The 26,025-nt window shown below is 78.1% G+C and carries 21 protein-coding genes; 19 read left to right on the plus strand and 2 right to left on the minus strand.

The annotated features are described in order from the left end of the window. Positions 1-250: 250 nt before the first annotated feature. Positions 251-634: a DUF6401 family natural product biosynthesis protein gene (locus IEY75_RS07255; RefSeq protein WP_189113452.1), complete on the plus strand. Its 384-nt coding sequence runs from the start codon at positions 251-253 to the stop codon at positions 632-634. 21 nt (positions 635-655) lie between these two features. Here the strand turns inward: IEY75_RS07255 and IEY75_RS07260 are convergent, their stop codons facing one another. Then, on the minus strand, positions 656-1,918 hold the full coding sequence (locus tag IEY75_RS07260; RefSeq protein ID WP_189113453.1) for a COG1470 family protein: 1,263 nt from the start codon (positions 1,916-1,918) through the stop codon (positions 656-658). A gap of 185 nt (positions 1,919-2,103) precedes the next feature. On the opposite strand from IEY75_RS07260, the gene IEY75_RS07265 reads away from it, so the two are divergent. From IEY75_RS07265 to IEY75_RS07285, 5 genes are all read left to right on the plus strand, one after another. Next, positions 2,104-2,727: a response regulator transcription factor gene (locus IEY75_RS07265; RefSeq protein ID WP_189113454.1), complete on the plus strand. Its 624-nt coding sequence runs from the start codon at positions 2,104-2,106 to the stop codon at positions 2,725-2,727. A 58-nt stretch (positions 2,728-2,785) separates the two neighbouring features. After that, entirely contained in the window at positions 2,786-5,719 is a 2,934-nt protein-coding gene (locus IEY75_RS07270) for a DUF11 domain-containing protein (protein ID WP_189113455.1), read from the plus strand. 14 nt (positions 5,720-5,733) lie between these two features. Beyond that, positions 5,734-6,369, plus strand: coding sequence for a Pvc16 family protein (locus IEY75_RS07275; protein ID WP_189113456.1), 636 nt, complete (start codon positions 5,734-5,736; stop codon positions 6,367-6,369). Then, positions 6,366-8,354: an ATP-binding protein gene (locus IEY75_RS07280; RefSeq protein ID WP_189113457.1), complete on the plus strand. Its 1,989-nt coding sequence runs from the start codon at positions 6,366-6,368 to the stop codon at positions 8,352-8,354. The genes IEY75_RS07275 and IEY75_RS07280 overlap by 4 nt, the downstream gene beginning before the upstream one ends. Positions 8,355-8,479: 125 nt before the next feature. Beyond that, positions 8,480-9,202, plus strand: coding sequence for an eCIS core domain-containing protein (locus IEY75_RS07285; RefSeq protein WP_189113458.1), 723 nt, complete (start codon positions 8,480-8,482; stop codon positions 9,200-9,202). Between the two features lie 15 nt (positions 9,203-9,217). Here IEY75_RS07285 and IEY75_RS07290 read toward each other — a convergent pair whose 3' ends face one another. After that, on the minus strand, positions 9,218-12,832 hold the full coding sequence (locus IEY75_RS07290; RefSeq protein ID WP_189113459.1) for a hypothetical protein: 3,615 nt from the start codon (positions 12,830-12,832) through the stop codon (positions 9,218-9,220). Positions 12,833-13,138: 306 nt separating this feature from the next. On the opposite strand from IEY75_RS07290, the gene IEY75_RS07295 reads away from it, so the two are divergent. From IEY75_RS07295 to IEY75_RS07355, 13 genes are all read left to right on the plus strand, one after another. Next, the gene (locus tag IEY75_RS07295; RefSeq protein WP_189113460.1) at positions 13,139-14,722 is read left to right on the plus strand and encodes a phage tail sheath family protein; all 1,584 of its coding nucleotides are present in this window, start codon (positions 13,139-13,141) and stop codon (positions 14,720-14,722) included. Between the two features lie 9 nt (positions 14,723-14,731). Then, complete coding sequence (locus IEY75_RS07300; protein WP_189113461.1) at positions 14,732-15,175, plus strand: phage tail protein; 444 nt, start codon at positions 14,732-14,734, stop codon at positions 15,173-15,175. A 2-nt stretch (positions 15,176-15,177) separates the two neighbouring features. Beyond that, positions 15,178-15,627: a hypothetical protein gene (locus IEY75_RS07305; protein WP_189113462.1), complete on the plus strand. Its 450-nt coding sequence runs from the start codon at positions 15,178-15,180 to the stop codon at positions 15,625-15,627. Then, positions 15,624-15,782 (plus strand): DUF6760 family protein, encoded by a 159-nt coding sequence (locus IEY75_RS07310; protein ID WP_189113463.1) that lies wholly within the window; start codon positions 15,624-15,626, stop codon positions 15,780-15,782. Before IEY75_RS07305 ends, IEY75_RS07310 begins: the two co-directional genes overlap by 4 nt. Positions 15,783-15,788: 6 nt before the next feature. Then, positions 15,789-18,254: a hypothetical protein gene (locus tag IEY75_RS07315; protein WP_189113464.1), complete on the plus strand. Its 2,466-nt coding sequence runs from the start codon at positions 15,789-15,791 to the stop codon at positions 18,252-18,254. A 135-nt stretch (positions 18,255-18,389) separates the two neighbouring features. Further along, the gene (locus IEY75_RS07320; protein ID WP_189113465.1) at positions 18,390-18,833 is read left to right on the plus strand and encodes a phage tail protein; all 444 of its coding nucleotides are present in this window, start codon (positions 18,390-18,392) and stop codon (positions 18,831-18,833) included. Beyond that, complete coding sequence (locus IEY75_RS07325) at positions 18,830-19,612, plus strand: CIS tube protein (protein ID WP_189113466.1); 783 nt, start codon at positions 18,830-18,832, stop codon at positions 19,610-19,612. The genes IEY75_RS07320 and IEY75_RS07325 overlap by 4 nt, the downstream gene beginning before the upstream one ends. Continuing rightward, positions 19,605-21,440 carry a VgrG-related protein gene (locus IEY75_RS07330; protein WP_189113467.1) on the plus strand — a complete coding sequence of 612 codons (1,836 nt, stop codon included), beginning with the start codon at positions 19,605-19,607 and terminating at the stop codon, positions 21,438-21,440. The genes IEY75_RS07325 and IEY75_RS07330 overlap by 8 nt, the downstream gene beginning before the upstream one ends. 15 nt (positions 21,441-21,455) lie before the next feature. Continuing rightward, complete coding sequence (locus IEY75_RS07335; RefSeq protein WP_189113468.1) at positions 21,456-21,740, plus strand: PAAR domain-containing protein; 285 nt, start codon at positions 21,456-21,458, stop codon at positions 21,738-21,740. Positions 21,741-21,742: 2 nt separating this feature from the next. After that, positions 21,743-22,225, plus strand: coding sequence for a GPW/gp25 family protein (locus IEY75_RS07340; protein ID WP_229789423.1), 483 nt, complete (start codon positions 21,743-21,745; stop codon positions 22,223-22,225). Beyond that, positions 22,222-24,180: a putative baseplate assembly protein gene (locus tag IEY75_RS07345; RefSeq protein ID WP_229789424.1), complete on the plus strand. Its 1,959-nt coding sequence runs from the start codon at positions 22,222-22,224 to the stop codon at positions 24,178-24,180. Before IEY75_RS07340 ends, IEY75_RS07345 begins: the two co-directional genes overlap by 4 nt. A 9-nt stretch (positions 24,181-24,189) precedes the next feature. Then, a complete protein-coding gene (locus IEY75_RS07350; protein WP_189113469.1) occupies positions 24,190-24,708 on the plus strand; it encodes a phage tail protein in 519 nt (172 codons plus the stop codon). Beyond that, complete coding sequence (locus tag IEY75_RS07355; RefSeq protein ID WP_189113470.1) at positions 24,705-26,012, plus strand: zinc ribbon domain-containing protein; 1,308 nt, start codon at positions 24,705-24,707, stop codon at positions 26,010-26,012. The genes IEY75_RS07350 and IEY75_RS07355 overlap by 4 nt, the downstream gene beginning before the upstream one ends. The last annotated feature ends 13 nt before the right edge of the window (positions 26,013-26,025 follow it).

The raw sequence follows: 26,025 nt of genomic DNA on the forward strand, positions 1-26,025 counted from the left end.
GCGGACCCGCCGGGCCCGCGGCGGACAGGCGTCCGGCGGTCGGCAGGAAGTCGACGGTAGCGGCCGGCGGCAGTCGCTCCAAAGGGGGAAAGTGGCCCGCAAAAGTCACCGTTTGGTCAGCCGGATTTCACGGCGAAACCGGTCTGGTGTCCGTTTGTGGTGCGTGTCGGGGAGTCGACCGGGTGGGTCCCGGGTGCCGTTGGGTTACCCGGGTTCCCCGGCCGGCCGACAGCGCCTAGCGTCTGTGCACATGACCAGCGACTACCTCCGCACCGCCGAAAGCCCGCCCTGCGTGCGCGGCCTCGGCCGGGCACAGGACGCCCTCGACGACCTGATGGCCCGCGTGGGCGTCGACGGCCTCACCCACGCCTTCGGCGACCCGGGCTTCCTGGCCCGGGTCGACCAGCACGCGGCCGACGTCCGCGAGGCGCTGCTGCGCGCCGGGCGCGCGATGACGCCGGAGGGCCTGGTGAGCTACGCCGCCTCGGTCACCGCCGCCGCCCGCCGGATGAACCTGTTCCTGCCCGAACCCGGCGAGGCCGACCCGGCCCGCCTGGACTGGGCCGCGGCCCCCTGGCACCTGCTGCGCCTGGTGGCCGTGTGCGGCATCGCCGAGGAGGCGGCCTGGGTCTGAGGCCCGCGGCGCCGGCCGGCCTCAGCGGGTCGGCTGCGCGGTACCGGTGAGGGACACAAACTCCCGGCACGCCTCGCCGTTCTCGCCGGCCAGCAGCGGCCCCGGCCGCTGGCAGACGACCCGCAACTGCACGGTCTGCGCCGCCGCGACGGCGACCGGGGACACGAAGTGGTAGTCCAGGTCGCGGAAGTTCGCCAGCGACAGGGTCAGCATCGTCTCGCCCGCGGCGATGACGTCGACCCGGCCCAGGTCGCCCTGCGGGTTCTGGATCACCAGGTCGGTCAGCGAGACGGTGGTGCGGCTGGGCACCGTGTACGTCTGGAGAGTGGTGGCGCCCAGGGCGGTCACCGACGCCAGCCGCTGGCGCAGCGGCCGGGGCGCGGCGGGCGGCCGCCCGCCGCTGCCCGCGGCCGCCTGCTGGGCGGCGTCCTCCGCCTTGCCCTCGGCCCGCGCCGCCTGCGCGGCGGCGTCGGCCGCCTGGACCCGGGCCTGCCGGGCCGGCTCGGCGGCCGCCTCGCGCGCGGTCGACTCCACGGCCGGCCGCAGCACGAACGCCCACAGCGCCGCCAGGGCCAGCAGGGCGGCGACCAGGAGCGCCAGGCCGCGCAGCAGGGCCCGGGACAGGATCGGCTCCTGGATCGCCGTCGCCGACAGCATCGTGGGCGGCTGGCCCTCGTCGGCGGTGATGACGACCTGGAACGGCCGGCTGATCGGCTGTCCCCGCCACAGCAGCCCGCGGTGGCGGGCGTGCAGGTGGGCCAGCACCGTGCGGCCCGGCGGCAGCACCGTGCCGGTGGGGCGGATGCGGAACCGCAGGGCGTTGTCGGGGTCCACGGCCGACATGCCGATGGTCAGCGGGGTGTTGCCGCGGTTGTCGATCGCCACCTGGTGGTGCCCGGTGCGGCGGGCCCGCGAGGTGCGCGGGGTGACCTCGCCGGTGGTGTCGCAGAACGGCAGCAGGGTCGCCATGCCCTCCGGGACGCTGGTCGTCTCCGGGTGCTCCTTGGGGGCCACCCGGATGCCGTACGGCAGGGGGCCGGCCGGCGCGGCGGCCGTCCGGGGCGGCCGGAAGGTCACCATCGCGTGGCCCTCGGTACCGGGGAACACGGTCAGGTCGGGCGGCTCCACTGTGGCCCAGTTGGCGGCGGGGCCGACGACGTCCAGGTGGTACGACTCGACCACGGCGCTCGCGTTGCGGACGGTGAGGGCGCACTGCGTCTCGCCGCCCGGCTGGAGCTTCGGGTCGGCCGGCTCCAGTGTCGCCAACGTCGTCGTCAACGTCATGGCGCCAAGGTAAGCCCTGCGGGGCAGTCCCCGCGGGCGTATCAACCAGCTCGCAGGTCGGGCCGTCCGGCGGCCGGTGCGCAGGTCCTTTGGGCAAAGGCCCGGTCCCGCCCGAGTGCCCGTGGGTACGCTCGTCGGGGGCGTTCGGGACGCGGGGAACCGCGGGTGAAAGGGGACGAACGGCTATGGACCGGATTCCGGTATGTGTGTTCGCCGAGGACCCGATCTCCCAGGTCGGCCTCGCCGGCCAGCTCCGGCCGCGGCCTGAGGTCCTGGTCATCGACGCCGAGGACAGCGCCCGGGCGCGGGTGGCGCTCGTGGTCACCGAGGCGGTCGACGAGGCGGCGCTGCAGCAACTGCGCGCGCTGGGCCGCTCGCAGACCGCGCGGCTGGTGCTCGTGGCCACGCAGATCGCCGACGCCGACCTGGTCTCGGCGGTGGAGGCGGGCATCTCGGGCCTGGTCCGCCGCGCCGAGGCCAGCGCGGACCGGCTCGTCGCCGTGATCCAGGCCGCCGCCGCCGGGGAGGGGACGGTCCCGCCGGACCTGCTGGGCCGGCTGCTCGACCAGGTCGGGCGGCTCCAGCGGCAGGTCCTCAGCCCGCGCGGCCTGCACTTCTCGGGGCTCGCCGAGCGCGAGGTGCAGGTGCTGCGGTTGGTCGCCGACGGCCTGGACACCGCCGAGATCGCGGCGAAGCTGTGCTACTCGCAGCGGACCGTGAAGAACGTGCTGCACGACATCACCAGCCGCCTGCAACTGCGCAACCGCTCCCACGCGGTCGCGTACGCGGTGCGGCAGGGGCTGATCTGAGCGCACGGCACGGACGACGGCGCGGTCGGCGACCACGGGGCGGGCGGGGGTGGTGCGGATGCGGGGCCGCAGGATCACCGCGGCGGCCGGCGCCGCGGCTCTGGCCGCCGCGGGCCTGGTCGCGGTGGGCGTGGCCGGCGCGGCCGGCGCCGCCCTGCCGGCACCGGCCGAGGGCCGGCTGGCGTTCGCCAGCTCCCGGCAGGCGGTGATCGGCAGCGGCGGCGGCGACGGGACGGAGCGCGTCGGGGCGGCGCCCTCCAGCGCGGCCGGCGCGCTGGTGTACGTCGACACCGTTGACGACCCGGCCGGCACCGTCCGGTACGACGAGGGCGATGACGGCGGCGGGAGCGGGAGCGCGGCGCCGCCGGCCGGCATCGCCGCGGGTACCCCGGTCCCGCTGGCCGCCGACCCGGCCGCCGACCGGGAGCCGGACCTCTCCCCGGACGGCGCCTGGGTCGCCTTCGCCTCCGACCGGGCCGGCGACCTCGACATCTGGGTCGTCCGCGTGGACGGCACCGGGCTGCGCCGGCTCACCTCCGCGGTGGGCGACGAGCGGTGGCCGAGCTGGGCGCCGGACAGCGACCGGCTGGCGTACCAGGGGGCCGCCCCCGGCGCCGCCGCCGACATCTTCACCGCGCGGCGCACCGGCGGGGTGCCGCGGCGGCTGACCGACAGCCCCGCCGACGAGGGCCAACCGGCGTGGGCCAGCCGCGCGCAGACCCGCCGGATCGCGTACCGCACGACGCGGTACGGGCCGCCGGAGGTGGTGACGGTGCCGGAGTCCGGCGGCCCCGAGACCCGGCAGACCCCCGCCGGCTGGGACGCCGCCGAGCCCGCCTGGACCCCCGACGACGCGGCGCTGGCGTTCACCACGCACCGGACCGACCCGGCCGGCGACATCTACCGGCACCCGCGGGACTCGCGCGCCTCGGTGCTGCCGCCGACGGCGGCCCTCGCCGACGCGGCGCGGCCCGGCCAGCCGGAGCGGCACCCCGACTACAGCGCGGACGACGGCGGCGCCCTCCTGCGCTGGGAGGCCACCGCCGACGCCGGGGACGACGGCGGCCCGGACCTGTGGGACATGCGCGCCGACGGCACCGGCCCGGCCCCGCTGACCGCCGACCGCGACCACGCGGAGCTGGCCCCGGCGTACGCCCCGGACGGCCGCCGGCTGGCGTACGCGGTGGGACCGGAGACCGGCGCGCCGGGCGCCGGCACGCCCGCGCGCCGCAGCATCGCGGTCGCCGCCGCCGACGGCCGGGGCGCGCGGATCCTGCTCAGCCCGCCCGCGGGAGCCTGGTACGACGACCCCACCTGGTCGCCGGACGGCCGCTTCCTGGCCTTCGCCCGCGAGCGCCCCGACGGCGCGGCCGCCGAGGTCGTCGTCGCCCGGGTCGCCGACGGCGCCGTGCGGGCCGCCACGGTCGACGCCTGCCCCGGGACCACGCGCGACCTCCAGCCGGCCTGGTCGCCCGACGGTGCGCGGCTGGCGTTCGTCCGGGAGGTCGTCGGCGGCGGCACGCCCGCGCCGGGCTGCGCCGGACCGCACGGCGGCCACGTGGTGACGGTGGGGGTCGGAGTCGGGGCCGGCGACGCGGTCACGCTGGCCGACTACCGCGACCTGACCCTGGCGCCCGGGCACGACTGCGCCTGTACCGCGCCGGACGAGCGGGCGCCGGCCTGGTCCCCGGACGGCGGCCGGCTGGCCTTCACCGAGGGCGGGCGGCTGCTGCTGATGGACGCCGACGGCACCGGCGCGGCGGTCCGGCTGGCCGACCCGGTACCGCGGGTGAGCGACCCGGCGTGGTCGCCCGACGGTACGCGGATCGCGTTCGGCGGGCGGCGGCTGACCGACGCCCCGGCCACGTTCGGCGACTCCCGCATCTGGACCGTGCCGGTCGCCGCCGGCCCGGCCGTCACCGGCTACGACGAGGACGAACCGGACGAAGCCGAGGACTTCCAGCCGGCCTACCAGCCGGTGGCCGACCTGCGCCTGACCCTGCGGGCGGAGCCCGCGGAGGTCGCCCTCGGCGGCACCGCGACCCTGGTCGCCGCCGTCGCCAACCTCGGCCCCGGCGCGGCCCGGGGGGTCGCGGTCGACCTCACGCTGCCGCCGGGCCTGGTCGTCCTGGACGCCGGCCCGTGCGCGGTCCTGCCGCGCCCGCGGTGCCCGCTCGGGGACCTGGCGGGCCGGTCCGCGGCCGAGCGGCGGATCCGGGTGCGCGGCGCCGACGGCGGCGTCCACCAGGTGGTCGCGCGGGTCGGCGCCGCCTCGGCCGACCCGCGGCCGGACGACGACACCGCGACGGCCACGGTCAGCGTGGGGCCGGCCGCCGCGGGCGCCGAGGACCTCTCGCTGAGCGCCGCCGCCGACCCGGCGGTGGCCTACCTCGGCGGCGGGGACGTCGCGCTGCGGTTCACCGTGCACAGCGGCTTCCCGGAGCCGGTGGCGGCGGTGCTGCGGCCGGGGTTGCCGCTGCCGGTCGTCGCGGCCCCCGCCGGCTGCGGCGACGGCCTGCGTAGCTGCGACCTCGGCACGCTGGCGCCGGGGGAGACCCGGACGCTCACCTTCACCCTGCGGCCGGACCGGGCCGGCGACAGCACCGCCGTCGGGGTGGCCGCGGCGGACCTGCCCGAGGGGGACCTCGACGACAACCAGGCCGCGGTGCCGCTGCGGGTGCTGGTGCCGCGGCTGACCCCGAGCCCGGCCATCGGCCCGCCCGGCTTCGTCACCGAGGTGGTCGGCGAGGACTTCCCGCCGGGCGCGGCGGTGCGGCTGCGCTGGGCGCGGGGCGTGACGCCCACGATGGACCCGGTCGTGGTCGGGGCCGACGGTACGTTCCGCGCGCCGATGCTGGTGCTGCGCCGCGACCAGGTGGGTCCGCGCCCGCTGGTCGCCGACCCGGCGGCCGGGCCGGCGTTCCGCGCGGTACGGGCGGCGTTCCTGGTCCGGCCGCGCCCGCTCGGGCCGCCCGAGTTCGTGTTCCGCTGAGGACGGGGGACGTCGTGATCCACGAAATCGACCAGGCGCTGCGGCGGCTCGTCAGCGAGCAGGCCCTGCGCGGTACCGACGTCGCCGTCGTGTTCGACGCCCCGACCAAGGAGTGGGCCGCCCGGCGCAACGCGCCGACGGTCAACCTGTACCTGTACGACATCCGCGAGGACCTGCGCCGCCGGACCCGGGGGCTGCTCAACGAGTACGGCGACGGCGGGGTCGTGGTGGCCCGGCACCGGCCGCCCCGGTACCTCAAGCTGTCCTACCTGCTCACCGCCTGGACGCAGCGCCCCGAGGACGAGCACCGCCTGCTCTCGGACCTGGTGGCCGCGTTCCTGGCGCACGAGAGCGTCCCGCCGCCGCTGCTGGCGGGCCGGCTGGCCGAGCTGGGCCTGCCGGTACCGCTGACGGTGGCCCTCCCGCCGCCGGAGGACCGCTCGTTCGCCGACGTCTGGACCGCCCTGGGCGGCGAGCTGAAGCCGTCGCTGGACATCGTGGTCAGCGCCCCGCTGGAGGCCACCGCCGCGCTGCCGGCCGCGCCGCCGGCCCGCGAGGGGATGCAGCTCACGGTGGGCGACGACGGGCCGGTCCGGCACGCGCCGGGGGAGGGCGACCGGGTGGCGATGCGCCGGGGCGCCCACCCGTGACCGACGCGCTGCTGGGCCACCTCGCCGCGCTGCGCGCCCGGGTCGCCGCGCTGGTGGCCGAGCGCCGCCGGGGGGACCCGCAGGCCGACGACCCGTTCCGTGGCCTGTACCTGTCCGACGACGCCGTGGACGCCCTGCTCGACGCGCCGCGGGAGCCGCTGGCGGCCGGGACCCCGCCCGCCGCGGACGGCCGGCTCGCCGCGCTGGGCGGCGCGGCGGGGCTGGACGGCCTGGACCTGGCACTGCTGCTGATCGCGCTCGCCCCCGACCTGGACAGCCGGTTCGAGGGCCTGTTCGGCTACCTCAACGACGACGTCAGCCGGCGGCGGGCCAGCGTCGGCCTCGCCCTGCGGCTGTGCGGGCGGGCGGAGGCCGACGCCGCCGGCCGCGCCCGGCTCGGGCCGCACGGGGGGCTGGTCGCCGCCGGCCTCGTCGCGGTCGACGAACCCGACCGGCCGGCCCTGACCCGCCCGCTGCGCGTCCCCGACCGGGTCACCGCCCACCTGCTCGGCGACGACCGGCCCGACCCGGCGGTGGCCGGGCTCCTGGCGCCCGCGCCGCCGCCCGCCGGCCCGGACCCGGGCCCGCTGGCGGCGGCGCTGCGGCGCGGGGTCCGGCTGGTCCACCTGCGCGAACAGGTCGGCGGGTGCGCCGCCGGCCTGGCCGCCGCGGCGCTGGCCGCCGCCGGGCGCGCCGCGCTGGTCGTCGCCGCGGACCGGCTGGCCGCCGCACCCGAGCCCGCCCGGCTGGCCGCCGCGCTGGTCCGCGAGGCGCTGCTGGGCGCGGCGGGGCTGGTGGTCGGGCCGGTGGAGGCGCTGGACGCCGCGACCGTCCGGGCGCTGACCGCCGGTGCCGGCACGCCGGTGCTGGCCACCGGCACCGGCGGCTGGGACCCGGGGCTGCACGACACGCCGCCGCTGCGCCTGGACGTCGCCGCGCCGGGCCACGACGTCCGCGCCGCGGCCTGGCGCACCGCGCTGGACGGCCGGCTGGCCGCCGGCCTGGACCCGGCCGGCGCCACCGCGCACTTCCGGCTCGGCGCCGCCCAGATCGCCCGCGCCGCGCGGGCGGCGACGCTGGCGGCCGCCCTGGACGGCGTACCGGTCGGCGCGGAGCACCTGCGCCGTGGTGCCCGCGCCGAGAACGCGGCCGGCCTGGAGCGGCTGGCCCGCCGGATCACGCCGACGGTCGGCTGGGCGGACCTGGTCCTGCCGCCGGCCACGCTCGCCCAGCTCCGCGAGCTGTGCGCCCGGGCGCGGCTGCGGGAGCGGGTGATGGACCAGTGGCGGATGCGCCCCGGCGGCGGGCGGGGCCGGGGCATCACCGGCCTGTTCGCCGGGGACTCGGGGACGGGCAAGACGATGTCGGCCGAGGTGGTGGCGGCGGAGCTGGGGCTGGACCTGTACGCGGTGAACCTGGCCACCGTCGTGGACAAGTACGTCGGCGAGACCGAGAAGAACCTCGAACGCATCTTCACCGAGGCGGCCGGCGTCAACGGGGTGCTGCTGTTCGACGAGGCCGACGCGATCTTCGGCAAGCGCTCCGAGGTGCGCGACGCCCACGACCGGTACGCCAACATCGAGAGCGCGTACCTGCTCCAGCGGATGGAGAGCTTCGAGGGGCTCGCCGTCCTCACCACCAACCTGCGGGCCAACGTGGACGACGCCTTCACCCGGCGGCTGGACGTGGTCGCGGACTTCCCCGTGCCCGACGCGCGGCAGCGCGCCGAACTGTGGCAGCGCTGCCTCGGCCCGGCCGTACCCCGCGACGGCGACGTCGACCTGGACTTCTGCGCGCGGGCGTTCACGCTGTCCGGCGGCAACATCCGGTCGGCGGCGCTGGCGGCGGCGTTCCTGGCCGCCGACGCGGACCGCCCGGTCACGATGACCGACCTGATCACCGCCGTCGCCCGGGAGTACCGCAAGCTGGGGCGGCTGTGCCTGGAGGGGGAGTTCGGCCCGTACCACGCCCTGGCCGGGGTCTGACCAGGCCGGCCGCGGTCGGCCGTTGCCCGTAGGTGCAGGCAGGTGGGCACCGACGGCCGGGCCGCCGGCGGTTGTCCCCGGCGCGGATGGTGGCACGGTGGAGGGGACGGGAGAGGGGAGCCGGGATGCGCAGGCGCGGCGACGACCACCAGCGGCCCCGCGGCGACCACGCGCCGCCGGAGGCCGAGCACGAGGGCACCCGGCGGCTCGACGCCGAGGGTCCGGCGGGGGCGGGGTACCTGGGGCTGGTCACCGGCCGGTCGGAGCTGATCGGCGCGGAGGCGATGCTGCGGATGCAGTGCCTGGCCGGCAACGCCGGCGTGACCGGCGCGATCGGGGGCCGCTCTCCCGTACTGGACGTCGTCGGCAACGGCGGCGGCCGCCCCCTGGAGGCCGACGTGCGCGCCGACATGGAGGAGCGGCTCGGGCACGACTTCGGCGACGTGCGGGTGCACACCGACGGGCGGGCCGCGGACTCCGCGCGGGCTGTGCACGCCCAGGCGTACACGGTGGGCTCGGAGATCGTCTTCGGCGCCGGCCGGTACGACCCCGGTTCGGACCCCGGCCGGCACGTGCTCGCCCACGAGCTGACCCACGTGGTGCAGCAGCGGGGCGGCCCGGTCGAGGGGACCCCGACCGGGGACGGGGTCGCGGTGAGCGACCCGGGCGACCGGTTCGAGCGGGAGGCCGCGGCCACCGCCGACCGCGTGATGGCCACCGCCGCGCCGGTGCCGGCCGGCGAGGCGGGGCCGCAGGTCCAGCGCGAGGCCGAGGAGAAGGAGCCCGAGGACGCCCCGGTCCAGGGCTTCGTGCAGCGCGAGTCCGAGGAGGACGAGGCGCCCGCCTGAGCCGCCGGTCGCGGGTCAGGGGACGCCGGGCGGGCACGGTTCGTACGTCTGGCCCAGCGTGGCGCCGCGCAGCGAGTTCACCGAGCCCGGCTCCAGCTCGTAGTTGATCGGGTTGGTCATGAACGCCCGGACCTCCGCCGACTGCGGCCCGGTGAACCGCCCGTTGCTGTTCCACCACGTCACCGCGTCGATGATGTGGCCCATCGCGCAGACCGACAGCGGGTACAGGTGGGCCTGGCCGGCGGGCAGGGGCACGCCCAGCGGGCTGCGGGCGTACCGGACCTGGCCGTTGACGATCTTGCCTTCGCCGGTCATCCGGTTGACGACGTCCTGGTAGATCGGGTCGGTCCGGCGCGGGTTGGGCCCCATGTAGTACGGGCGCGCCTCGGTCGCCGGCTTGGGCTGCCAGTCGCGGGTCACCACCGACGGCGAGTCCGCGCCCCGGCCGGTGGCGCCGCTGGGCGGTACCCACGGGCTGCTGAACCGGGTGCGCGGGTTGACCAGCAGGTAGTGCGCCAGCGGGCCGCGGCCGCCGGTACCGGGGTCCAGGCGCTGGACGATCGCCACCGCAGGCCCGCGCTTGACCAGGTGGCCGGGCTGTACCCAGGCCGGGAAGCCCGAGGCGGTCGGCGGCAGGGCGGGGTAGGCGACCGGAATCAGGGGGGCGAGCAGCGTGGCCTGGGCGGTCATCGCCGCGTTCAGGCGGTCCACGGCGCGGGGGTCCCGGCCCGCCGGGCCGGCCTGCTCGACGACGGCCTTCTCCGCCTGGACGGCACGCTCGTTGGCCTCGGCGGCGGCCAGCGCGCCGACGAGGCCGGGGTGCGCCGCCCGGATCTTCGGCGCGATCCCGCGCAGCAGCGCGGCCACGACGGTCGGCGTACCGGAGGCGACGGTCAGCGCGGCGGCGGCGCCGCGCCCCCGCCAGTACAGCGCGTGCCCCGAGCCGTCCGCGGCGGTGAACGAGGTGCGCAGCCGGAGCCAGTCGACCGCGCGGCGGGCGCCGCGGACCGCGGCGTCGCGCGCGCCGGCCGCCGCCCGCCGGCCCCGGTCGAGCTGGCCGCGCCCCCACTGCCCCGCGCGGCCGAGCGCGCCGCCGCGCAGCAGCCCGCGGCCGGCCTTCACCACGGTGCCGACGACCGCGTCGATCACCGAGTTGACGGGCCTCTGCACCTTCTCCAGGACAGATTTGATCTTGTCGGAGATGCCGCCCAGGCCGAGCAGGCTGGCCAGCATCCCCAGGACCGTCGGCAGCGCCTTGGCCAGCGACCGCTCCACCAGGCCGGCCACCGCCCCGGCGCCGCCGCGGGCGATCGCGGTGACCGAGTCGAGCACCGAGTCCACGAACTCCTTGACCTGGGCGGCCTTCTCCACGAAGAACATCACGATCTGGTAGATCGCCTGGCAGGCCTTGACGAACGCGGCGGCCGGGTTGAGCAGGGAGATCAGCCAGACGATCCCGGCCTTGACGATCCGCTCGACGACGAACTCCCGGATCTGCCCGAGCACCAGCTCCTTCAGGTCGCCGAGTCTGGCCACGACCAGTGCCCATAGGCCCGGCAGCCCCTCGGTGACCAGGACCCGGACGACGTCCAGCGTGGACTCCAGCGCGGTCAGCACCCGCTCCGGGAGGTGCCTCAGGATGCGGGCGCGGACGTTGGCCCAGGTCAGGCCGAGGACGCTGAGTACCAGAGTGAGGATGCCGCGCGCGTCCAGGGTGTCGGGCAGCGCTACGCCCGCCGCGGCCAGGTTGCCGAACAGCCACGCCTTCAGACCGGTCTTGAGGTGGTCGACGATGTTCGCGGCGAAGTTGACGATCCCGCCCCGGACGGCGTGGACGAGGTTGCCGAGGAAGCCGATCGGGTCGCGAATGATCAGACCCACCGCGTCGGCCGCCCGGGACAGCACACCCAGCAGCATGTCCTTGAGTCGCAGGACGGTCTGGACGGCCCCGGCGACGGCCTCCCGGGCCCGGTCCCACAGGCCCTGGTTCTCCGCCTGCATCGCGGTGATCTCCGCGTCCACCGCTGCGCGGGCCTCCACGTACTGGGCGGCGAGGTCGTCGACCAGCGCCGCCCGCTTCTCGTCCACCGCGGACTCCAGCGCGGCGAACTCGTCGGCCAGCGCCGCGGCGGCGGTACCGGCGATCCGGCGCAGGTGGGCGGGCTGCTCCGCCACGTGCCGGGCCACCTGCGCGCGCCCGGCCGCGATCCGGGCCTTGGCCCGGGCCAGTCCGGCGCCCACGTGGTCGGCGATCGAGGAGATCATCTCCTGCATCCCCGCCTCGTACCGCCGCCGCGACCCGGCGAAGATCTCGTTGGCCTCCGCGGGCATCCCGACCAGCTTGTCCTTCGCCCACCGCAGCCCGCCGGCCCAGCCCCCGTACCGCCGCCGCTTATAGTCGGCCATCCGCTCCCGGTGGTCCGCGGTGAACGCCGCCCGGCAGCGCGCCTCGCCCTCGGCGAACCGCGCCGCCACCCCCGCGTCGAGGTCGGCGAGGAGCTGCTCCACGTCCTTGCGGGTCGTGTCGAAGATCGCCCTGATCTCGGTGCTGATCCGCGCCCGCTCCGCCTCGTCGCGGGCCTTGGTCGCGGCCTTGCCCGCGGCCGCCCGGCCCGTGGCGGCCGTCTTCGCGGCGGCCATCCCCGCGACGCCGGCCCGGGCCGCGGCGCCCGCGGCGGCGGTCGCCCCGGCGAGGGTGGCAGCCTCCCTGGCCCGCAGCGCCGCCGGCGCCGCCGCGTCGTGCCGCCGGCCCTCCTGTCTGGCCGCGACGGCGGCGGCGAACTCCGGCTCGTGGGACCGGGCCAACTGGTCCTCGGAGACGCCCGCCGCGCGCATCGCCGCGTCGGACTCCGCGCGGCCGGCGCCGGTGCGCACCTGCGCGGCCGGTGCGGGCTTCGGCGCGGCGTCGCGGGCCGTCGGCGGCGCCGGCCGGGGCGTTGCGGGCGCGGGCGGCAGGGCCGTCACCGGCTTGTCCCGGGCGGCGGCCGGGTCGGGGGCGGCCGCGGTCCGGTCCGCGATGTCGCGCGCGGCCCGCTGGTGGCCGGTCGCCACTGTGCCGGCGACGGCGGTCCTGACCTCCTCCGGCCTGCCGGAGCCGGCGAAGTCGTCGGCCTGCTCCAGGGTCTGCGGCGCCCGCGCGGCGATCGCGGCCGTCACCGCGGCGACGAACGCGGCCTTGTCGAAGACCCCCGGCGCCGCCGCGTCCATCCGCCCGGTGTGGGCCGCCTCGGCCTGCGCCTCGCGGTGGTCCGGCGGGGGCACGGCCGCCGCCTGGGCGGCGCGGACCTCGCGGGCCGGCGCCGGGTGCGCGCGGGTGGCGCCGGCCGCCTGCCGGACCCGGGCGGCGGCCGCCGCGAAGCGCGGGTCCTGCGCCGGGGCGAGCCCGGGCGGCGGCACCGCCGGGGCGGCCGTCGCCCGCTGCGCCACCAGGGCGGCGACCGCGGCGTTGCCGGCCGCGCGGTGCAGCGGCAGGAGGGCGCCGGCCGCCGGGCCGGCGGGACCCCGCCGCGGCGCCCCGGCCGCGGCCGGAGCGGGCCGGGTCGCGGCCGGAGCGCGGCGGGAGCCGGCGGGGTGGGGGGCGCGCGCGGCGGAGCCGGCGCGCACCCGGGCTGGTGAGCCGTCGGTCCGCACCCCTCGACGATGGCGGCCGCCCGGCGATCGGGGCCAAGGCAAGAGGCGGCCGTGCGTCCCCGATCCGTTGCCCCCGGGGGCAACGGCGGCCCCCGGGACAGCGGCCGGCCGGCGCCGGTGCGCGGCCGGCGGCACGCGGCGACCCCGCCGGCTGCCCCATCGGACAGGTCCGTCGGGGCAGCGAAACCGGCGGAGCGGGCCAGGCGCGTCCGGCCCGCGGCGCCGCCCGGACCGGCTGTCCATGCTGAAAAGGCCCCACCGGCGTCCGCACCGGACGGCCGCCGCGGGCCACCCAGAGGAGGACCGATGCCCACCTACCTGTCGCCGGGCGTGTACGTCGAGGAAGCGGAGGCCGGGTCCCGGCCGATCGAAGGCGTCGGTACCGCGGTCGCGGCCTTCGTCGGCCTCGCCGCCGACGGCCCGGTCGACCAGCCCACGCTGGTGACGAGCTGGAGCCAGTTCACCAAGACGTTCGGGGAGTTCGTCCCCGGCTCGTACCTCGCCCACTCGGTCTTCGGCTACTTCCTCAACGGCGGCGGCAGCGCGTACATCGTCCGGGTGGGCGGGGACGGCGCCGGTGCCGCGCCAACCGCCCAGGCCGCGCCCGCCCAGCTCGCGGCCGCGCCGCAGGCGCAGCTCGGCGGCTACACCGTCCACGCCCGGCCCGCGGCCCTGCCGGCCGGCCAGCGCGGCCCGGCGATCAGCGTCGAGGTCGGCGAGGCCGGCGGCGAGGCGGGCGAGGACGCGTTCATCCTCGTGGTCAAGCGCGGCAACAAGGTCGAGGAGACGATCGGGCCGGTCACGACCGGCAAGGGCAAGGACAACATCGTCAGCGCGGTCCGCGAGCGGTCCCGGCTCATCACCGTCGAGGAGATCGCCGGAGCGCCCGCGCGGCCGGAGAAGGGCGTGGTCGAACTCGTGGCGCCGCCCGCGCCGGCCGCCGCGCGGCAGGCGGAGCAGCCGGCCGGCGAACCAGGCGTCCGCTCCGCGCGGGACTACGTCGGCGACGCCGCCGAGCGCACCGGCCTGGGCGGGCTGGAGGCGATCGACGACATCACGATGGTCGCCGTCCCGGACCTGATGGCCGCCTACGAGCAGGGGGCCATCGACGCCGAGGCCGTCAAGGCGGTCCAGACCGGCATCATCGCCCACTGCGAGCTGATGGGCGACCGGATGGCGATCCTGGACCCGCTGCCCGGCCACTCGCCGCAGCAGGTCAAGCAGTGGCGCGCCGACGGCGGCGGGTTCGACTCCAAGTACGCCGCGCTGTACTACCCGTGGGTCAAGGTCTTCGACCCGACCGCCGGCATCAACCGGTACGTGCCGCCGTCCGGGCACATGGCCGGCATCTGGGCCCGCAACGACGACACCCGCGGCGTGCACAAGGCGCCGGCCAACGAGGTGATCCGCGGCGCGGTCGCCCTGGAGACCCAGCTCACCCGCGGTGAGCAGGAGCTGCTGAACCCGATCGGCGTGAACTGCCTGCGGGCGTTCCCCGGCCGCGGGATCCGGGTCTGGGGGGCGCGGACGCTGTCCTCGGACCCGGCGTGGCGGTACCTCAACGTCCGGCGGCTGTTCAACTACCTGGAGGAGTCGATCCTCACCGGCACCCAGTGGGTGGTCTTCGAGTCCAACGACGACGACCTGTGGGCGCGGATCCGGCGCACCATCAGCGCCTTCCTCGTCAACGAGTGGCGCAAGGGCGCCCTGTTCGGGCTCACCCCCGACGAGGCGTTCTACGTCAAGTGCGACCGCGACACCAACCCGGCCGAGGGCATCGACGCCGGTCAGGTGGTCTGCGAGATCGGCGTCGCGCCGGTCAAGCCGGCCGAGTTCGTCATCTTCCGACTCGCCCAGTTCAGCGGCGGGACCTCCCTGGTAGCCGAGTAGGAGCAGGCCATGGCACTCCCTGATCTCGACAGTTCGGTCGGCCACTCGTTCGGCCTGGAGTTCGACGGCGTTCTGATCAAGCAGATCACCGAGATCTCCGGGCTCAAGTTCGAGCAGGAGGTCATCGAACTCAAGCAGAACACCAACGACGGCAAGTACATGATCAAGAAGCTGCCCGGCCGGCCCAAGGCCGGCGAGGTCACCCTCACCCGGGGCCTGACGTCCGACAACAGCTTCGAGAAGTGGGTCAAGGACTCCCGCTTCGGGAAGATGAGCACGGCCCGCAAGGGCGGCGCCATCGTGGTCTATGACTACGAGGGCGCGGCCATCAAGCGGTACAAGCTGGTCAACGCCTGGCCCAAGAGCCTGGAGATCGGCGCGCTGAAGGCCGGCGACACGTCCGTGTGCACCGAGAAGGTGGTCATCACGTACGAGAGCCTGGAGGTCGAGTAGCCGTGCGCCGCTCCGTCGCGCTCGCCGACCTGCCGGCCGCGCCGCCCGCGCCCGACCAGCCCGGGGCGCGGGACCCCGCCCCGATGCACACCGAGTTCGCGTTCACGCTCCCGCGCGGGTACGTGGACGAGGCCGGCACGGTGCACCGCGACGGGACGATGCGCCTGGCGACCGCCCGCGACGAACTGGTGCCGCTGCGCGACGACCGGGTGCGCGAGAACCCGGCGTACCTGACCGTCGTCCTGCTCGGCCGGGTCGTGACCCGCCTGGGCACCCTGGCGGACGTGCACGCCGGCACCATCGAGGACCTGTTCGCCGCCGACGTCGCGTTCCTCCAGGACCTGTACCGCCGGGTCAACGCCGAGGGGCACGCCCGCGCGAGCGTCGCCTGCCCGGCCTGCGCCCAGCGGTTCGAGGTGGACCTGGCGGGTGGGCGCCTGGGGGAATCGTGACGTACGCGGCCGCGCAGCTCCACCGCGAGATCGCGTACGTCGCCTACCACTTCCACTGGCCGCTGGACGCCCTGCTCGACCTGGAGCACGCCGACCGGCTGCGGTACGTCGCCGAGATCGGCGCCCTGAACACCCGCGTCAACGAGGGTGGGTGAGGGGCGGTGTGGCCGTTCCGCCGGCACCGCCGCGCCGCGCCGCAGGTCGGGGGGGTGGGCGCCGCCGGTCCGGTGGCGCGGGCCGCCCGCGCGGGGTGGCGGGAGCTGTCGCCGCTGGCCCGGCTGATTGGGCCGGCGCCGCTGCTGCACACGGCGCAGCGGACCGCCGCGACGCTGACGACCTGGCAGGATCCGCGCCACCTCACGACGCTGGCCCACGCCGTGCGCGCGGACGCGCCGGCCGGCGTCCTGCACGACGTGCCGGGCGTGGCACTGCCGGTCCGCGGCGCCGGCCCGCGGCCCGCCGGCCACCGGGCGCGGGCCTCCGCCGGTGTCGACGACCGGCCGGCGGCGGCCGCCGCCGCGCCGCCGACACCCGGCCGGGCGACCGGGGCCGTGCTGCCCACGCCGATCGGGCCACCGCTGACCGTGGCGTCCTCGCCGCCGGCCGACCGCGAACTGTTCGTCGCCCGCGACTGGTCCGCCACCGGGGATCTGCCTGCCACCGGGGATCTGTCTGCCGCCCGGGACCGGCCCGCGGCCGCGGGTGAACCCGCAGGCGAATCCCGCCCCCTGCCGCCGCCGGAGGCGGTGCCGCCGACGCACACTGCGCCGACCCCCGCCTCCCCGCCGCCGGCCACCCCGCTCTCGCCGCCGGCCACCGCGCCCTCGCCGTCGGGTGCGCCGCCGCGCAGCGCCGTGCCGCCGCCGCTGGTCGTCGCCCGGGCGCCGGACGCCGCCGCACCGCCGCCCGCGCTTCCAGACCTGCGCCCCGCCGGACTGCCGGACGCGCCGCCCGTCGGTCACCCCGACCGGGCCGCTCCGCCGCGGCTGGGGCTGGGCGCGCCGCTGGGCACCGGCCGGGAGCCCGCGGAGGTACGCCGACCGGTACTGCCGGCGGGGACCGGCGCGGACACCGCCGGGCCGGTGCGGACCGGTCCGGCGACAGTGGCCCGCGCGGTGTCCACCGAACTGCCGGTGTCCGGCCCCCGGACCGCTCCGGCCCCCGGCCCCGGTACCCCGCCCGCCACCTCGCCCGCACCGGCGCCCGGTGCGGAGACGCCGGCCGCCCCGGAAACCGCGCCCGCCGTCCCGGCGACGACGGCGGACCTTCCCGTGGTCGGGACGGTCAGCGCGCAGCGGGCGGCCGACCCGCCGCCGACCCCGGCGGCCGCCGACGTGTCCGCCGCGGTCGACGCCGCCTCCCCGGAGGCGTCCACTCTGATCGACACCGCGTTCCCGGGCGGTCCGCCAGCCCGTGATGTCACCTCCTCCGGCAGCTCCGCCGGGCTCGACACCGCGATCCCCGAGGCGGCCGCCGCCGGTGCCGCGCCGCCAGTGGCGGACGCCGCGCATTCTCCGCTGCCCGTGGCCGCCCGCCGGCCCGCGCCGGCACCGGGCTCGCCGCCGCCAGGGTGGACGTCTCCGCAGTCCGACGCCGGGGTACCGCCGCCGGTGGCGCGCCTGATCGGCGAACGGACGCCCCGCATCTATGCGGAGGGCGCGGGCACACCGGTCACCGGGTCCCACCCGGGCGGGACCGCGATCCCCGCCGCCGTACCGGTGGAGTGGAGACACCCGTCCTCGCCGGTGCAGCGCGCGGCGGAGAACCCGCCGACCGCCAGCCGGACGACCGCGCCCACCGGCGCGCCGCTGACGGCTGGCACGCCACCGCCTGCCCGCGTGCCGCTGACGGTCGGTGCGCCGCCGCCCGGTCCGGCCGCCTCCGGGGCGGCGCCGCGGGTTGGCCCGGTGGACTTCGGCGCGGGCGGGCGCGGCTCGGTGCAGCGACAGACCGCGCAGTTCCCGCACAGCGGGCCGGCCCAGCCGAGCGGTAACAACGCCCGCCCGCCGCTGGCGCCCGAGGCGCTGAGGGCCGCCAGTGGCCTTCCGGCGGTACCCGCACCCGCCCTGCCGGCCGCGCCCTATCCGACGGTTGAGTCGTATCCGACGGTTGCGGGACTGGCCGCCGACGCGCGCGCGCACCGGCCGGCGGCGCACCCCGCCCCGCTGTCACCGCCCCCTCCCTTGGTGGTCGCGCGGGCGGCCAACCAGCCGCGCCCCTCGTCCGCGACCCCCGCGGCACCCGGGACACCCGCGCCGGCCGCCCACCCACCTGCCGCGGTCCTGCCCGCCGCCGCGTCCGCCGCGTGGGCGGCCGCGGACCGGGGCGCCGCGCCGCCGACCGCGGAGGAGCTGGCGGCGGCGTACCCGGACGTCTTCCACCTCCAGCGCGCCGACGGCACCGTGACCCTCACCGCCGCCACCCCTGAGGCGCAGGCGCACGCCGCCCCGCCACCTGCGGCCGGCGCCGCGCCCCCGGCCGGCCCGCCGGCCCCGTCGGCGGCCGCTCCGCCGGCCGGCCAGGAGGCGGTGCTCGCGTCCCTGTTCGACCCGCTGCTGCGCCGCCTGCGCGCCGAGCTGCGGCTGGACCGCGAGCGCCGCGGCCTCCTGACCGACCTGCGCCACTGACCGCCTGAAGCCCGCCCCGAAGCCCGCCCGGACGAAGCCCGCCCAGACACGGACCGCCCAGACAACGACCGTCCCGACCAGGACCGGCACGGCCCGAAAAGGCCGCACCGCCGGCACCGCCCGAGAGGAGTTCCGATGACCGCCGCGGTGGACCGGGAGATCGGCGTCGCCGTCTGCTTCGTCGTGCGCATCGACGACGCGGACCTGGGTGTGTTCAATAGCTGCGACGGGCTCGGCTGCGAGGTGGTGCTGGAGCAGCGCGAGGAGGGCGGCAACAACGGGCACGTGTGGCAGTTGCCGACCCGGCTGAAGTACTCGACGGTGAAGCTCTCCCGGCCGGTGACCGCGGACTCGGCGAAGGTGCTGCGCTGGTTCGCCGGGCTGGCCCACGGGATCACCCGCAAGACGGCCACCATCGAGGCCCGCACCCTGGACGGCACGCTCGTGACGAGCTGGGCGCTGCAGGGCGTCGTACCGGTGCGCTGGACCGGCCCGCAGCTCAGCCCGGACTCGCCGAAGGTCGCCACCGAGACCCTCGAACTGGCCCACCACGGGTTCCTTGGCGGAGCCGGCGCGTGAGCCCCTCGCCGGTCGCGTTCACCGCCGCGGGCGCCGCCCCCGCGGGCCGGGCCGGCGGCGCGCCGCCCGCCCTGACCCACGCGTACCTGGAACTGCGCGAGCCGCCGCCGGCCGGCAGCACCGCGGCGCCGGGCCCGCCGCGCGGGCGGATCGACTTCCAGTTCAACCCCCGGGAGCTGGCCGTCGCCAAGAGCGCCCGGTGGAAGCGGGACGCCCAGAAGGGCGCGAAGAAGTCCGGCGTGCCGGAGTTCACCGGCGCCGACCCGTGCAAGCTGACCCTGGAGATGTTCTTCGACGCCACCGACCGGATGGACGAGGGCGTGGTGCGGTCGGTAGAGCGGCTGTTCACCTGCTGCGTGCCGACGGCATCGAGCCTGGACGCCAGGAAGCCGTCCCCGCCGTGGGTGATCTTCCGGTGGGGCGGGCTGACGGGGTTCCCGGCCTTCGTGTCGCAGGTGGCGGTGAAGTACACCCTTTTCACCCCCGGTGGGCTGCCGGTGCGCGCCACCTGCACGGTGACGATCGAGGAGATCGCGGGGGAGGCCGGCGGCCAGAACCCGACCTCGGGAGCGGTGACGGCGCACTGCAGCCGGGTGGTCGTCGCGGGCGACACCCTGGCCTCGATCGCCCAGGAGGCGTACGGGGACCCGCTGCTGTGGCGGCGGCTGGCGCAGGTCAACGGCGTCGACGACCCGCTGCGGCTGGCGCCCGGCCGCGCGCTGGTCCTGCCGGCGGCCGAGGAGCTGGCACCGGCCGACGGGGGAGGCCCAGATGCCTAACCAGGGGTTCACCAGCTCGCTGGAGGTCACCGTGGACGGCGTGCCGCCGCCGGCCGACGTCTGGGGGCTGCTGGTGTCGGCGTACGTCGACGACAGCCGGAACCTGCCCGACCTGTTCGCGCTGCGCTTCCGGGACCCCGGGCGCACGGTCCTGGCCAAGGGGCGGTTCGCGATCGGGTCGGCGGTGCGGCTGACGGCGCGCGCCAGCGACGACCGGGCCGGGCCGCAGGTGCTGCTGGACGGCGAGATCACGGCGCTGGAGGCCGAACTGGACGCCGAGGGCAGCGTCACCGTGGTCCGCGGGCTGGACCGCGGGCACCGGCTGTTCCGGGGGCGCCGGGTGGCGGCGTACGAGAACATGAGCGTCGCCGACATCGTCCGCAGGGTCGCCCGGCGCGCCGGCCTGCCGGTGGGCCACGTCGACGACGCGCCGGGCGTGGCCGGCGCCCCGCAGACCGAGGTGACCCAGGAGAACCTGTCGGACTGGGACTTCCTGCACCGCCTCGCCGACACGGCCGGGGCCGAAATCAACGTCGTGGCGGGGCGGCTGGAGTTCCGGGTGCCCCGGGCGCCGCGCAGCGCGCCGGGGTCCGGGACCCAGGCCAGCACCAGCCCGCTGGTGCTGGAGGCGGGGGCGAACCTGCTGAGCCTGCGGGCCGGCGTCACCGCCGCCGCCCAGGTGCCGCGGGTCGAGGTGCGCGGCTGGGACCCGGAGCACAAGCGCGCGGTCGTCGCCGTGGCCCCCGCGCAGGCGCCCAGCACCGAGATCCGCACCGACCCGGCCGCGCTGGCGGCCCTGTTCGCCAGCCCGCCGCTGGTGGCCACCGACGTGCCGTACCGGGGGACCCGGGCGGCGCAGACCGCCGCCGACGCGCTCGCCGCGCAGGTGGCCGGCGCGTTCGCCGAACTCGACGGGACGGCCCGCGGCAACCCCGCGCTGCGGGCCGGCACCGCGGTGCGGCTGTCCGGGATGGGCGCGGAGTTCGACGGCCGGTACACGCTGTCGGCGACCCGGCACACCTTCGACGCCGCCGGCTACACGACCGCGTTCGTGGTCAGCGGGCGGCAGGAGCGCAGCCTGTACGGGCTGGTCAGCCACGGCGGCGCGGTGACCGCGGCGCCGCGGGTGGCCGGTCTGGTGACCGCCGTGGTGTCCGACGTCCGCGACCCGGCGCAGCAGGGCCGGGTCCGGCTGAAGCTGCCGTGGCTGGCCGAGGACTACGTGACCGGCTGGGCCCGGACCGTCCAGGCCGGCGCCGGCCCGGGCCGGGGGACGCTGCTGCTGCCGGAGGTCGGCGACGAGGTGCTGGTCGGGTTCGAGCAGGGCCGCGTCGACGCCCCGTACGTGCTGGGCGGGCTGTACAACGGCAAGGACCTGCCGCCGTCCACCGCCGCCCCGGTGGTGGACGGCGGAAACGGCCAGGTGACGGGCCGGTACCTGGTGTCGCGCACCGGGCACCGGGTCGACCTGGCCGAGTCGACCGCGGTCGACGGCGTGACCGTGGCCACCGGCGACGGCCGGTACAAGCTGGTGCTGGACCGGAAGGGGACGACGGTCACCGTCGCCGCCGACGGCACCGTCACGATCACCGGCAGCCGCGGCGTCACCGTCGACGCCGGTACCGGGGACCTGACCCTGCAGGGCAACAAGGTCGTCGTCCGGGCGCAGACCGACGTGTCGGTGGATGCCGGCGGCCGCCTCAGCCTCGCCGGTACCGCCGGTGCCGCGCTGGAGGGCGCCGCGGTCAAGGTCGCCGGCCAGAGCCAGACCGAGGTCTCCGCCGCCGGGCCGGTCACGGTCCGCGGGGCGATCGTGCGGATCAACTGACGAGAGAGGTGCGCCATGCCACCAGCCGCCCGCGTGGGCGACGTCACGGGACACCCGGGCGTCCTCACCCCGCCGGGGTGCCCCACCGTGCTCATCGGCGGTCTGCCGGCGGCGACGGTGGGCACGCTGCACTCGTGCGCCTTCCCGCCGCCGGCCGTCCACCCGCCGACCCCGGTGCTGCCGCCCGGCTGCCCCACGGTGCTCGTCGGGGGGCTGCCCGCCGCCCGGGTCGGCGACCTGACCGGCTGCGGGGCGCCGATCCTGCCGCCCGGCTGCCCGACCGTCCTGATCGGAGGCTGACGGTGTCCGTGGAGCCCGACCTCATCGGCGCCCGCTGGGCGTACCCGGTCCGCACCGACGCCACCGGCGCGGTCGCGCTGGTCCGCGGCGACCGGGCGCTGGCCGAGAGCATCCGGCTGATCCTGGGCACCGCGCCCGGCGAGCGGCCGATGCGGCCGGCGTTCGGCTGCGCCATCCACGACCTCGTGTTCGCCCCGGCCGACGCGGCGACAGCGGGGCAGATCGCGTACGCGGTCCGGGTGGCGCTGGAGCTGTTCGAGCCGCGGATCACCGTGGACGACGTGCGGGTGAGCTTCGCCGACGCCGACGCCGGGGCGCTGCTGATCGACGTCCACTACACCGCGCGCAACAGCAACGACCCGCGCAACCTGGTGTTCCCGTTCTACGTGATCCCGCCGGAGGGCCGCGCCCCGGACCCGGCCGAGGTGGCCGCCGCCGCGGACGCCCTCGACGCCGTGCCGCAGCGCCGGGCGGTGACCGCGTGAGCCTGTCGCCGGAGCGCACGAGCCTGTCGCCGCCGTCGCTGGACGACCGCGGCTTCCAGGACCTGGTCGACGACGCCAGGCGGCTGGTCCACCGCCGCTGCCCCGAGTGGAGCGACCACAACATCTCCGACCCGGGGATCACGCTGATCGAGGCGTTCGCGGGTATGGTCGACCAGCTCATCTACCGCCTGAACCGGGTGCCCGAGAGCCACTACCGGCGGTTCCTGGAGCTGATCGGGGTCACGCCGCACCCCCCGACCGCGGCGCGCGCGGAGCTGACGTTCTGGCTGTCGGCCCCGCAACCGGCGCCGGTGCGGGTCCCGGACGGCGCGGAGGTGGGCACCGTGCGCACCGAGCAGGAGGACCCGGTGCTGTTCACCGTCGCCGAGCCCCTGGACATCGTCCCCTGCGCCCTGGACCACCTGATCACCGCGCCGCGCCAGGGCGCGCCGGTGGTCCGGGACGCCGAGCTGGTGCTCGGCAACCCGATGCACTGCTTCGCCCCGACGCCGGAGCCCGGCGACACGGTGCTGTTCGGCCTCTCCGACCCGGTACCCCGCTGCGCGGTGCTGCTGCGGCTGGACTGCGACGTGCGCGGCGTCGGCGTGGACCCGCGCGACCCGCCGCTGGTCTGGGAGGCGTGGACCGGCGCCGACTGGGCGCCGTGCGCCCTGGACTCCGACGCCACCGGCGGCCTGAACCGGGCCGGCGACGTCGTCGTGCACGTCCCGGCCGGGCACGCCGCGTCGGTCATCGCCCAGCAGCGGGCGGCGTGGCTGCGCTGCCGGGTCGTCGAGCCGGCGGCCGGCCAGCCCTTCTACAGCTCCTCGCCGACGATCCGGGCGGCCGCCGCGCAGACCGTCGGCGGGAGCACCGGGGCCGTCCACGCCGGACTGGTCACCGACGAGGTGGTCGGGCTGTCCGAGGGCGTGGCCGGGCAGCGGTTCCGGCTGCGCCGCCGGCCGGTCGTCCCCGGCGCGGACGCCCTCGTGCTCCAGGTCTCCACCGGCGAGGGCTGGCAGCAGTGGCGGCAGGTCGACTCGTTCGCCGACTCCGGCCCCGCCGACCCGCACTTCACGCTGGACGCCGCGGCCGGCGAGATCCGGCTCGGGCCGGCGGTCCGCGAGCCGGACGGCACGCTGCGCGCGTACGGGGCGGTGCCGCCGCAGGGGGCGGCGCTGCGGGCCGCGCGGTACCGCCACGGCGGCGGCCGGGCCGGCAACGTGGCCGCCGGCCTGCTGCGGGTCCTGCGCGACCCGGTGCCGTTCGTCCACCGGGTCGGCAACCGGCGGGCGGCCGGCGGCGGGGTGGACGGGGAGACCGTCGCCGAGGCCCTCGTGCGCGGGCCGCTGAGCCTGCGGACCCGCGAGCGCGCGGTGACCGTCGCCGACTACGAGTACCTGGCGCGGCAGGCGGCGCCGCAGCTCGCCCGGGTCCGCGCGGTCGCCGACCCCGACGCGCCCGGCGCCGTCCGGGTGCTCGTCGTACCCGCGGCGCCGCTGGCCGACGACGGCGACGTGCCGTTCGCCGCGCTGGCCCCGGCGCCGGACACCCTGGCCGCCGTCACCGCGGCCCTGGCGGAGCGGCGCTGCGTCGGGGCGCGGGTGCTGGTGGCCCCGCCGTACTACCAGGGGGTCACGGTCGTCGCGGCGCTGCGGGCGGCCCCGGGCGCCGACCGCGCGGCCGTGCGCGACCGGGCGCGCGAGGCGCTGCACCGGTACCTCAGCCCGCTGGTCGGCGGCGCCGAGGGCGCGGGCTGGCCGTTCGGGCGGGCGGTACGGGTGGGCGAGCTGCACGCGGTGCTGCAGCGGGTGCCCGGGGTCGCCGCGGTGGCGGAGGCCGCGCTGTTCCCCGCCGACCCGCGCACCGGCGACCGCGGCGAGCCGACCGCGCAGATCGAGGTGGCCGACACGGCGCTCGTGCAGTCGTACCGGCACCAGGTCCGGGTGGACTAGGAGGTGGGGATGCGCGGCACCGTACCCGGGCTGGCCAGCCCGCACCCGATCGGGCGGACCCTGCCCGCGATGTACCAGGACGACGACCTCACCCGGCGCCTGGTCGCGGCGCTGGACGAGGTCCTCGCCCCGGTGTGCGCGGTCCTGGACAACCTGCCGGCGTACCTGGACCCGCACCTGGCGCCGCCGGACTTCGCCGCGTGGCTGGCCGGCTGGGTCGGCCTGCCGGACGCGGCCGGCCCGCGGGCCCTGACCGCCGGGGCGGCCGCCCTGCACGCCCGCCGCGGCACCCCGGGCGGCATGGCCGCGTACCTGACCCTGGCCTGCGGGGTGCCGGTGGCGGTGCGCGACAGCGGCGGCTGCGCCTGGTCGGCGGACGCCGATGGCGCCCTGCCGGGGGACGACGAGCCGTGGCTGGAGGTCACGGTGGACGGCGACGCGGCGCTGTCGGCGCGCGCGCAGGAGCTGGTCGCGGCGGTGAAGCCGGCGCACGTGCCGCACGCCGTGCGGGTCGGGGGGCGGACGTGACGGCACTGGTCTGTGTGGACTGCGGGCACCGCAACGAGGCGGGGGAGCGGTTCTGCGCCTCGTGCGGGGCGTTCCTGGCCTGGTCCGGCGACGCGGGCGCCGCCAGCGGCCCGGCCACCTCCGACGCCGCCCCGGGCGCCGCGGGCCCCCTGGACCGGCCCCGCGTCCCGGCCGGCAGCGAGGCGCGCGACGCCCCCGGCCCGCCCCCGCCGTCCTCGGCCTCTCCGCGCCGGGCCAACGGCGCCGGGCCGGGGCGGCCGACGACGCGGACGGCCCCGGTGAACGGCCACGACCACATCGCCGACACCCCTCCGGCGCCGTTGCCCCCCGCGCGGGAGACCCCCGCGGCGCCCCGGCCGGCGCCGCCCGCCCCGGCCCCCGCCGCCCCGGCCGACCACGGTGACCAGGCCGCGCCCGCCCCGGCGGCGCCCGCCCCGGCCGGCGCGGTCGCGCCCGCCCCGGCCGACCCGCCCGCCCCGGCCGACCGCGCGGCGCCGCAGCCGGTGCAGCCCGGCGAGGCCGTGCCGCGCCGCCCGGTGGCCGCGCCCGCGGCGCCGACGGCCGCCCCGGGCGGCCCGACCTGCCGCGCCTGCGGCACCGCCAACGACGCCGGCCGGCGGTTCTGCGCCCGCTGCGGCGCCGGTCTGGCCGCGGCCGCCGCGGCGGGCCGGCTGTCGTGGTGGCGGCGCCTGCGCGGGCGCGGCGCCGACACCGACGCCGTCGGCCACGAACTCGGCCACCGGCGGGCGCTGCGCCGCGGGCGGGCCGTCCCCGCGCTGCTGGTCCTGCTGCTGGCCGTGGCCGCCGTGGCCGTCCTGGGCGCGCGCCGGGGCTGGTGGCGGTCGGCCGTCGACGCGGCCCGCGAGCTGGTCTCGGACCGGGTGCCGGTCACGCCGTCGGGGGCGCGGGCGTCCAGTTCGGCCGCCGGTACCGAGCCGCGGCTGCTCTACGACGGCGCGACGAACCGGTACTGGGCGCCGGTCGGCGGGGCCGGCGAGTGGGCGGAGCTGCGCTTCGCCGAGCCGACCGACCTGCGGGAGGTGATCGTGCACGCGGGGGTGTCCGACGACAAGGTGGCGTTCCTGGCCGAGGGCCGTCCCCGCACGCTGGTGCTGACCTTCACCGGTACCGGCGGGCGGGTGACCCGGGTCGAGCAGGCGCTGCGCGACGCGCCCGGCGACCAGTCGACGTCGGTGGAGGTCGACGGGGTGCTCCGGCTCCGGCTGACGGTCGGCCAGACGTACGGTATGCCGCCGGCCACCCGCGCCGCGATCGGCGAGGTGGAGTTCTACGCCCGCCCCTGAGCGGCGCCCGCCC

Source organism: Pilimelia terevasa (assembly GCF_014647915.1).
Classification (GTDB): domain Bacteria; phylum Actinomycetota; class Actinomycetes; order Mycobacteriales; family Micromonosporaceae; genus Pilimelia; species Pilimelia terevasa.

What these genes read in the sequence shown, in the direction of transcription:
- IEY75_RS07255 (WP_189113452.1), top strand. Translation starts at nt 251, where the DNA reads ATGACCAGCGACTACCTCCGCACCGCCGAAAGCCCGCCCTGCGTGCGC.
- IEY75_RS07285 (WP_189113458.1), top strand. Translation starts at nt 8,480, where the DNA reads ATGCGCAGGCGCGGCGACGACCACCAGCGGCCCCGCGGCGACCACGCG.
- IEY75_RS07270 (WP_189113455.1), top strand. Translation starts at nt 2,786, where the DNA reads ATGCGGGGCCGCAGGATCACCGCGGCGGCCGGCGCCGCGGCTCTGGCC.
- IEY75_RS07265 (WP_189113454.1), top strand. Translation starts at nt 2,104, where the DNA reads ATGGACCGGATTCCGGTATGTGTGTTCGCCGAGGACCCGATCTCCCAG.
- IEY75_RS07260 (WP_189113453.1), bottom strand. Translation starts at nt 1,918, where the DNA reads ATGACGTTGACGACGACGTTGGCGACACTGGAGCCGGCCGACCCGAAG.
- IEY75_RS07300 (WP_189113461.1), top strand. Translation starts at nt 14,732, where the DNA reads ATGGCACTCCCTGATCTCGACAGTTCGGTCGGCCACTCGTTCGGCCTG.
- IEY75_RS07330 (WP_189113467.1), top strand. Translation starts at nt 19,605, where the DNA reads ATGCCTAACCAGGGGTTCACCAGCTCGCTGGAGGTCACCGTGGACGGC.
- IEY75_RS07335 (WP_189113468.1), top strand. Translation starts at nt 21,456, where the DNA reads ATGCCACCAGCCGCCCGCGTGGGCGACGTCACGGGACACCCGGGCGTC.
- IEY75_RS07295 (WP_189113460.1), top strand. Translation starts at nt 13,139, where the DNA reads ATGCCCACCTACCTGTCGCCGGGCGTGTACGTCGAGGAAGCGGAGGCC.
- IEY75_RS07320 (WP_189113465.1), top strand. Translation starts at nt 18,390, where the DNA reads ATGACCGCCGCGGTGGACCGGGAGATCGGCGTCGCCGTCTGCTTCGTC.
- IEY75_RS07350 (WP_189113469.1), top strand. Translation starts at nt 24,190, where the DNA reads ATGCGCGGCACCGTACCCGGGCTGGCCAGCCCGCACCCGATCGGGCGG.